8 protein-coding genes are annotated in these 6,657 nt (G+C 63.9%); 6 read left to right on the top strand and 2 right to left on the bottom strand.

Translation table 11 applies throughout. The annotated features are described in order from the left end of the window. From AC1DX0_RS28525 to AC1DX0_RS28510, 4 genes are all read left to right on the top strand, one after another. Positions 1 to 210, top strand: a 210-nt coding sequence (locus AC1DX0_RS28525) for a ComF family protein (protein WP_477357738.1), incomplete at its 5' end; no start/stop codon positions are given. Positions 211 to 236: 26 nt separating this feature from the next. Then, positions 237 to 506 carry a glutaredoxin 3 gene (gene grxC / locus AC1DX0_RS28520; RefSeq protein WP_477224567.1) on the top strand — a complete coding sequence of 90 codons (270 nt, stop codon included), beginning with the start codon at positions 237 to 239 and terminating at the stop codon, positions 504 to 506. A gap of 10 nt (positions 507 to 516) precedes the next feature. Beyond that, positions 517 to 1,383 carry a carbon-nitrogen hydrolase family protein gene (locus tag AC1DX0_RS28515; RefSeq protein ID WP_477224580.1) on the top strand — a complete coding sequence of 289 codons (867 nt, stop codon included), beginning with the start codon at positions 517 to 519 and terminating at the stop codon, positions 1,381 to 1,383. Next, complete coding sequence (locus tag AC1DX0_RS28510) at positions 1,380 to 1,805, top strand: DUF1178 family protein (RefSeq protein ID WP_477224566.1); 426 nt, start codon at positions 1,380 to 1,382, stop codon at positions 1,803 to 1,805. The genes AC1DX0_RS28515 and AC1DX0_RS28510 overlap by 4 nt, the downstream gene beginning before the upstream one ends. Positions 1,806 to 1,809: 4 nt before the next feature. On the opposite strand, the gene AC1DX0_RS28505 is transcribed toward AC1DX0_RS28510, so the two are convergent. Continuing rightward, on the bottom strand, positions 1,810 to 2,295 hold the full coding sequence (locus AC1DX0_RS28505) for a MarR family winged helix-turn-helix transcriptional regulator (protein WP_477224565.1): 486 nt from the start codon (positions 2,293 to 2,295) through the stop codon (positions 1,810 to 1,812). A 113-nt stretch (positions 2,296 to 2,408) separates the two neighbouring features. Between AC1DX0_RS28505 and AC1DX0_RS28500 the strand changes: the two genes are divergently transcribed. Next, entirely contained in the window at positions 2,409 to 3,299 is an 891-nt protein-coding gene (locus tag AC1DX0_RS28500; protein ID WP_477357735.1) for a DMT family transporter, read from the top strand. 5 nt (positions 3,300 to 3,304) lie between these two features. On the opposite strand, the gene ubiG is transcribed toward AC1DX0_RS28500, so the two are convergent. Then, a complete protein-coding gene (ubiG, locus tag AC1DX0_RS28495; protein ID WP_477357732.1) occupies positions 3,305 to 4,054 on the bottom strand; it encodes a bifunctional 2-polyprenyl-6-hydroxyphenol methylase/3-demethylubiquinol 3-O-methyltransferase UbiG in 750 nt (249 codons plus the stop codon). Between the two features lie 291 nt (positions 4,055 to 4,345). On the opposite strand from ubiG, the gene AC1DX0_RS28490 reads away from it, so the two are divergent. Next, a complete protein-coding gene (locus AC1DX0_RS28490; protein ID WP_477357729.1) occupies positions 4,346 to 6,577 on the top strand; it encodes a diguanylate cyclase in 2,232 nt (743 codons plus the stop codon). Positions 6,578 to 6,657: the final 80 nt, after the last annotated feature.

The following is a 6,657-nucleotide window of genomic DNA, read 5'->3' as shown; positions in this document are numbered from 1 at the left end:
GTGCGGGCCGCCTTTCGCGTGCCGGCCGAGGCGGAAATCGAGATCGCCGGCCGCAGGGTGCTTCTGATCGACGATGTCTACACCACTGGCGCCACCGTACGCGCGGCCACCAAGGCGCTTAAAAGGGGAGGTGCTGCCGCCGTCGACGTGCTGACCTTTGCGCGTGTGTTGCCGGGGGACTTCCGGGCGGACGAGTCCGCGACTATATAAGTCGGCAACGAAAGCGGAAATTCGTCATGGTCGATGTCACGATCTATACGCGCATGATGTGCGGTTACTGCACGGCGGCCAAGCGGCTGCTGGAGCGCAAGGGCGTCGCCTTTACCGAGCACGACGCTTCSTTYTCGCCGGAACTGCGCCAGGARATGATTTCCAAGGCGGACGGGCGTACGACCTTTCCGCAGATTTTCATCGGCGACACGCATGTCGGCGGCTGCGACGACCTCCACGAGTTGGAGGCCGAAGGCCGGCTGGACAGACTGCTCGCCAACGGCGCGACGATTTGAGGGTGTGATGATGGGTGTTTTCAAGGCTGCGGCGGTCCAGATGCGTTCAGGCGCGAGCCCCGAGCGCAATGCGGTCGATCTCGAACGGCTGGTGCGTGAAGCGGCGGCCCAGGGCGCGACCTACATCCAGACRCCGGAAATGACCGGMGCGCTGATCCGCGACAAGGAAGCGCGTGCGGCCTCSTTCACCTCCGAAGACAAGGACATCATCGTCGCGACCGCGCGCAGATTGGCGCGCGAACTCGGCGTGTTCCTGCATATCGGCTCGACCGCCATCCTGCGCGCCGACGGCAAGCTCGCCAACCGGGCGCTGCTGTTTGGTCCGGACGGTGCTGTGCTCGCCACCTATGACAAGATCCACATGTTCGACGTCGATCTCGACAATGGCGAGAGCTGGCGCGAATCCGCCGCCTACGAACCCGGCACCGAGGCTGTCGTGACCGATGTTGCGGGCGCCAGGCTCGGCTTTGCGGTCTGCTACGATCTGCGGTTTCCGCAACTGTTCCGCGCCGAGGCGCTGGCAGGGGCCGATGTTTTGACCGTGCCCGCCGCCTTCACCCGCCAGACCGGCGAGGCGCACTGGCATGTACTGCTGAGAGCGCGTGCCATCGAGAACGGCGCCTTTGTCGTCGCCGCMGCGCARGGCGGCCTGCACGAGGACGGCCGCGAGACTTTTGGCCATTCGCTGATCGTCGATCCCTGGGGTCGCATCATCGCCGAAGCCGCGCATGACGAGCCCGCCGTGATCGTCGCCGAGATCGACCCGGCGCAGTCGCTTGCGGCGCGCAAGAAGATYCCCAATTTGAAGAATGCGCGGGATTTCACCATCAATGCCGGTGGAGTGGAAGCGCCGCGTCTCAGGGGTGCGGCCTCTTGATCCGCTTTGCCCTGATCTGCGAGCACGAGCACGAGTTCGAGGGCTGGTTTCGCAGCAATGACGATTTCGAGACGCAGAAGAAGCGCGGCTTCGTCGATTGCCCGAGCTGCGGTTCGCACAAGGTGGAGAAGGCCCTGATGGCGCCCGCCGTTTCGACGGCGCGTAAGCAGGAAACAATCGCGCTGGCCATGGGCGAGGCGCAGAAGCAGGCCCTGGCGCAGCTGAAGGCGATGGCCGAGAAGGTGCGTGAGAATGCCGACTATGTCGGCGACAAATTCGCCGAGGAAGCGCGCAAGATCCATTTCGGCGAGAGCGACGCGCGCGGCATCTATGGCGAGGCGACGCTGGAAGAGGCCAAGGGGCTTGCCGACGACGGCGTCGACTTCATGCCGATCCCGGTTTTCCCGGATGACCGGAACTGAGCGATCAGCTCACGCTGCCGATCAATTTCTCAAGCAGACGAGAGAGCGTTTCCCGTTCCGCCGGTGTCAGGCCAGCGAGTATCTCGTGTTCGTTGGCGACATGAGCGGTCAGGGCCTCATCGATCAAGGCGAGGCCTTTTTCGGTAAGCTGCACGACAATGCCACGCCGGTCGTTGGGGTGCGGGCCACGCAGGGTCAATCCGGCCTTTTCCAGCCGGTCGAGCCGGTTGGTCATGGCGCCCGATGTCACCATCGTCGCCTCGTAGAGGGCGGTCGGCGTCAGCGCGTAAGGGGAGCCTGAGCGACGCAGCGTTGCCAGCACGTCAAACTCGCCGGCTTGCAGTCCGAAACGTGCAAACAGCGGGGCGAGGCGGTCGCGGGCAATCAGCGAGGACGCCTCGTTCAGTCGCCCGAGCACGCCCATCGGCGAGACATCAAGATCCGGCCGCTCCCGTTTCCACTGCTCGATCGCTCGCGCTGCTCTGTCCACTGTCTCACCATTAAATATCTTGACGTTAAGAATCCTTGCGTTATCTTACCTCAAGAAGCAGAACCGGCCAAGCCGCAAGTGCCAAATTCGCAATTGAGTGACGGGACAATCCGATGAAATTTCTCTGGGAATCGGCGCTCGGCCTGCTGGTCGTCACCGGCGGCCTGCTCGGCCTGACGCTGCCCTTCGGCAAGCTCGCCACGGCGGCCGGTGTGCCGGCCATGGTCTGGGCCTTCGTCATCTCGCTCGGCGCCGGCGGCGTGCTTTTGTGCGTGCTTCTGGCGCGCGGCGAGCGCATCCGGCTCACCCCGCAAAAATTACGCTATTTCTTCGTCACGGCCGCCGTGTCCTATGCCGCCCCCAATCTCCTGATGTTCTCGGCCATTCCGCACCTTGGCGCCGGCTATACCGGCATCATGTTCACGCTTTCGCCTGTCATCACGCTGGTGTTCTCGATCCTGCTGCGTGTGCGGCGTCCCAACATGCTGGGCATTATCGGCATCGCCGTCGGCTTCGTCGGCGCCGTCATGGTGGCGGTGRCGCGCGGCGAGGCCGGCCAGCCGGCCGATCTGTTCTGGGTGGTGATGGGGCTGCTGATTCCGGTCAGCCTTGCCGCCGGCAACATCTACCGCACCGTCGACTGGCCGGAAGGCACCGGGCCGATCGAGCTTGCCGTCGGTAGCCATCTGGCATCGGCAACGCTGCTGCTGGCCGGCATTCTCGCTTTGTTCGGGGTCAAGGCATTCGCGCCGCTCGGCGGCGTGCCGCTTATCGTTGTCGCGCAGGTCGCATCCGCGTCGGCGATGTTCGCCTTCTTCTTCCGGCTGCAGGCGGTCGGCGGACCGGTCTATCTCAGCCAGATCGGCTATGTGGCGGCCGCGGTCGGGCTGTTTGCCGGCACGATCTTCCTTGGCGAACACTATCAGCTGCTGACCTGGGTCGGCGCCATCATCATCACAATCGGCGTCTTCATCACCACCAGGGCGCAAAACCAGAAAGCGTAAGCAGGTCAGACCGAGCCTTTTTCCGCCAGCACCATGTAGTTGACGTCCATGTCCTTCGACCGCGCCCAGCGGTCGGCAAGCGGATTGTAGGTGACGCCTGTGCGGTCGACGATCGTCAGGCCGGCGCCGGCGAGCGCCTTTTCCAGTTCTTCCGGGCRCACCAGCTTGCCGAACTGGTGGGTGCCGCGCGGCAGCCAGCGCAGCACATATTCGGCACCGATGATGGCCAGGCCCAGCGCCTTCAGCGTGCGGTTGATGGTGGCGACGAACATGATGCCGCCGGGGCGGACCATCTGSCCGCATTTGGCGACGAACAGGTCGATGTCGGCGACATGCTCGACCACTTCCATGTTGAGGATGACGTCGAATGTCTCRCCGGCGTCGGCMAGGTCCTCGGCCGTCGTGGCGCGGTAGTCGACGCTCACATTGCCTTCGGCCGCATGCAGTTTCGCGACTTCGATGTTTGTTTCGGAGGCATCCGCTCCGACCACCTCGGCGCCAAGCCGCGCCATCGGCTCGCACAACAGGCCGCCGCCGCAGCCGATATCGAGGATGCGCAGGCCCTCGAACGGCCGCGCTGCGCGCGGATCACGGCCGAAGCGCGCCGCTATCTGATCGCGGATATAGGAAAGCCGGACCGGATTGAATTTATGCAGCGGACGAAACTTGCCGTTCGGGTTCCACCATTCGGCGGCAAGGGCGGAAAAGCGTTCCACTTCTCCGGCATCGATCGTCGATCGTCGGGGCTCTGGCATCGATTGGTCTCCTAGAGCTCGTTAGATTTGTCGCAAGTCCTGTGGGAAAACCGTTTCACACTTTTCCTGGACTTGCTTCAGAGCGCTAGGAAGTCGGGCGTGGGGGCGGGAAAGTCAAGGCAGCTTTTTTCGCCTGCCGACACGGAGCGGTGCTCATGAAGCCAACGCGCGTCATATCCGCAGGGGGTTGGCGGTGGGCCTTCTTAACATCAAATTTACGAGGTTGACGGTTTTCTGACCCGTGACGGGGAATCGGCATGTACATTGCCTTTCCTGGAATGGGATGGCTTGGTGCGGATCAAGACCCAGATTATCGCCACTTTGTTGAGCGCCGCAGCCTTGATCGGCTTGGTGGGCGGCATTGCAATAGTCTCCCAGATGTCGCTGACCAGATCCGCCGCATTGGCTGAGGCGACAAGCGTTGGACGCCAATTGGCCGAAGCGATTGCCTTCAAGGCTTCCGATGCGCCGCGTTCCTTGTTTGAGAGGTCCGATGCGCTGCGTGAATTCGTGACCGCGCAACACAACGGGTCGAAACGCGACCTCGTTGTCGTCGATCACAACAAAACCATCCTGGCCGACATCCCGGGCGAGGACCAAAATGTCGGCACGACGTTCGATCACGATCGCGCCAACGAAGTCGGCCGGACGATCGAGGACGGCACGCCGCGCGACTTCATCGAAGACAGCGGCGACGTGACTGAGCCGATCAACCTGGTTGTGGTGCCGATCAAGGATGCTCCCGGCAAGACGGTCGGCGCAGTGCTGTTCGAGTACACGCCGCTGCTGCACGCCGCCCAACAGCGCACCAACAGCATGCTCTGGCTTGTCGGTCTGTGCACCGCGGCCGCCGTGCTGATCTCCGCGCTCTCGGCTTTCCTGTTGCTGCGCGGCTTTGGCGCCGGTCTTTCCGGCCTCAACCGTGGCATCGAATCGCTGACGCGCGGCGACGCCGGGGCGCGGATCGGCCTGACCTCCAATGACGAGTTCGGCCAGTTGGCGCGAGGCTTCGACAGCATGGCGTCCGAACTCGAATCCTCGCGTGGGCAGCTCGTCGAGCAAAAGGTCTATATCGAGGATATTGTCCGCACCGTCGCCGAGGGCATTGTCGTCATCGACGGCARTGGCCGGATCGTCTCGGCCAACCCGGCGGCCGCCGAGATCGTCGGTCGGCGCAACGACAAGATCGAAGGGCAGGATTGGCCTGAGGTTCTCGACATAAGGGGACTGTCGGGAGACAGGCTGGCGCAGGCAACATCGCCGATCGAACTGGCGCTGACCACGGGTCGCCGGCATCAGGCCGAGGTACGGCTGGCAAAGCCGGACGGATCGTACCTGCCGGTGGTTGCGAGCTGCAATCCGCTCAATCGCTCCGATGGCGGGATCGTGCTGACGTTGAGCGACATCAGCGAGTTGCGCAGCGCCGAGCGGGCGGTCAACGATCGCGCAGAGGAACTGGCGACACTGAACCGCGAACTGAAGGAGACGTCCCAGGCAACGACCCGCCTGGTCAARCTYGGCGAGCTGCTKCAGGCCTGCGTSACCTTCCMSGARGCCTTTTCMGTSGTCGGYWCKGCCATGMCMGAKTTCYTCGGCGGMTTGAGCGGAACCGTGCATYTGACCAGCGCCTCGCGCAATCTGGTCGAGGAGATGGCGCATTGGGGCACTGTGCGTTCGAGCGTTGGCCAGTTTGCGCCGGAAGATTGCTGGGCGCTGCGGCGCGGCCAGGAGCATGTTGCCGGCCCGGGCATGCTGACGCCGCGCTGCAMCCACATCACCGAGAATGGCGGCCGCGGTTATGTCTGCATGCCTCTGGCGGCGCAGGGGGAGACGCTTGGCATCGTGCATCTGTGCGAACCAGACGCCGCCGACAGACCGGACTGGCTGRCCGAGCGGCAGCAGATCCTGCGCGGCGTCGTCGACACTCTGGCCCTGGCACTGGCCAACCTGCGCCTGCGCGAAACCCTGCGCCAACAATCGATCCGTGATCCGAACACCGGGCTCTACAACCGCCGCTATCTCGAGGAAACAAGCAGTCGCGAACTGAGGCGCATGGAGCGTGCCGAACAGCCCCTGGCGATGATCATGCTCGATGTCGATCATTTCAAGCAGTTCAACGACACGTTCGGCCATGAAGCCGGCGATCTCGTGCTCAAGCAGGTCGCCGCCACGCTGCTCGACCACGCCAGGGATAGTGATGTGGTGTCACGCTACGGCGGCGAGGAATTCGCCCTGATGATGCCGGGGACGTCGCTCGCCGATGCCGCCGAGCGCGCCGAAGCGCTGCGCAAGGCGATCAAGCAGCTGCATCTGGCGCATCGTGGCCGCACGCTCGGGACCATCACGGCCTCATTCGGCGTGTCCGCCTTCCCGGAACTCGGCGCGTCATGGGCCGAAATCGTCAACGCCGCGGATCGTTCGCTTTACCAGGCAAAAGCGGACGGCCGCGACCGCGTCGTTGCCGGATTGGGCAGGGTCGATCCCCAATGGGACCTTTCCACTGCCAACCAAAGCGTGGGTTAACGCTGGCGGGATCGATGGCACGCATGGCGTCATGGCTGCCTGACGGCGACATCCGCCAGAGGGCGCCAGCTACCGTTTCG

The organism is Mesorhizobium sp. P3_A9 (assembly GCF_056402975.1).
Note: the sequence above shows the minus strand (reverse complement) of the source record. Positions and strands in the feature narration are given on the sequence as shown.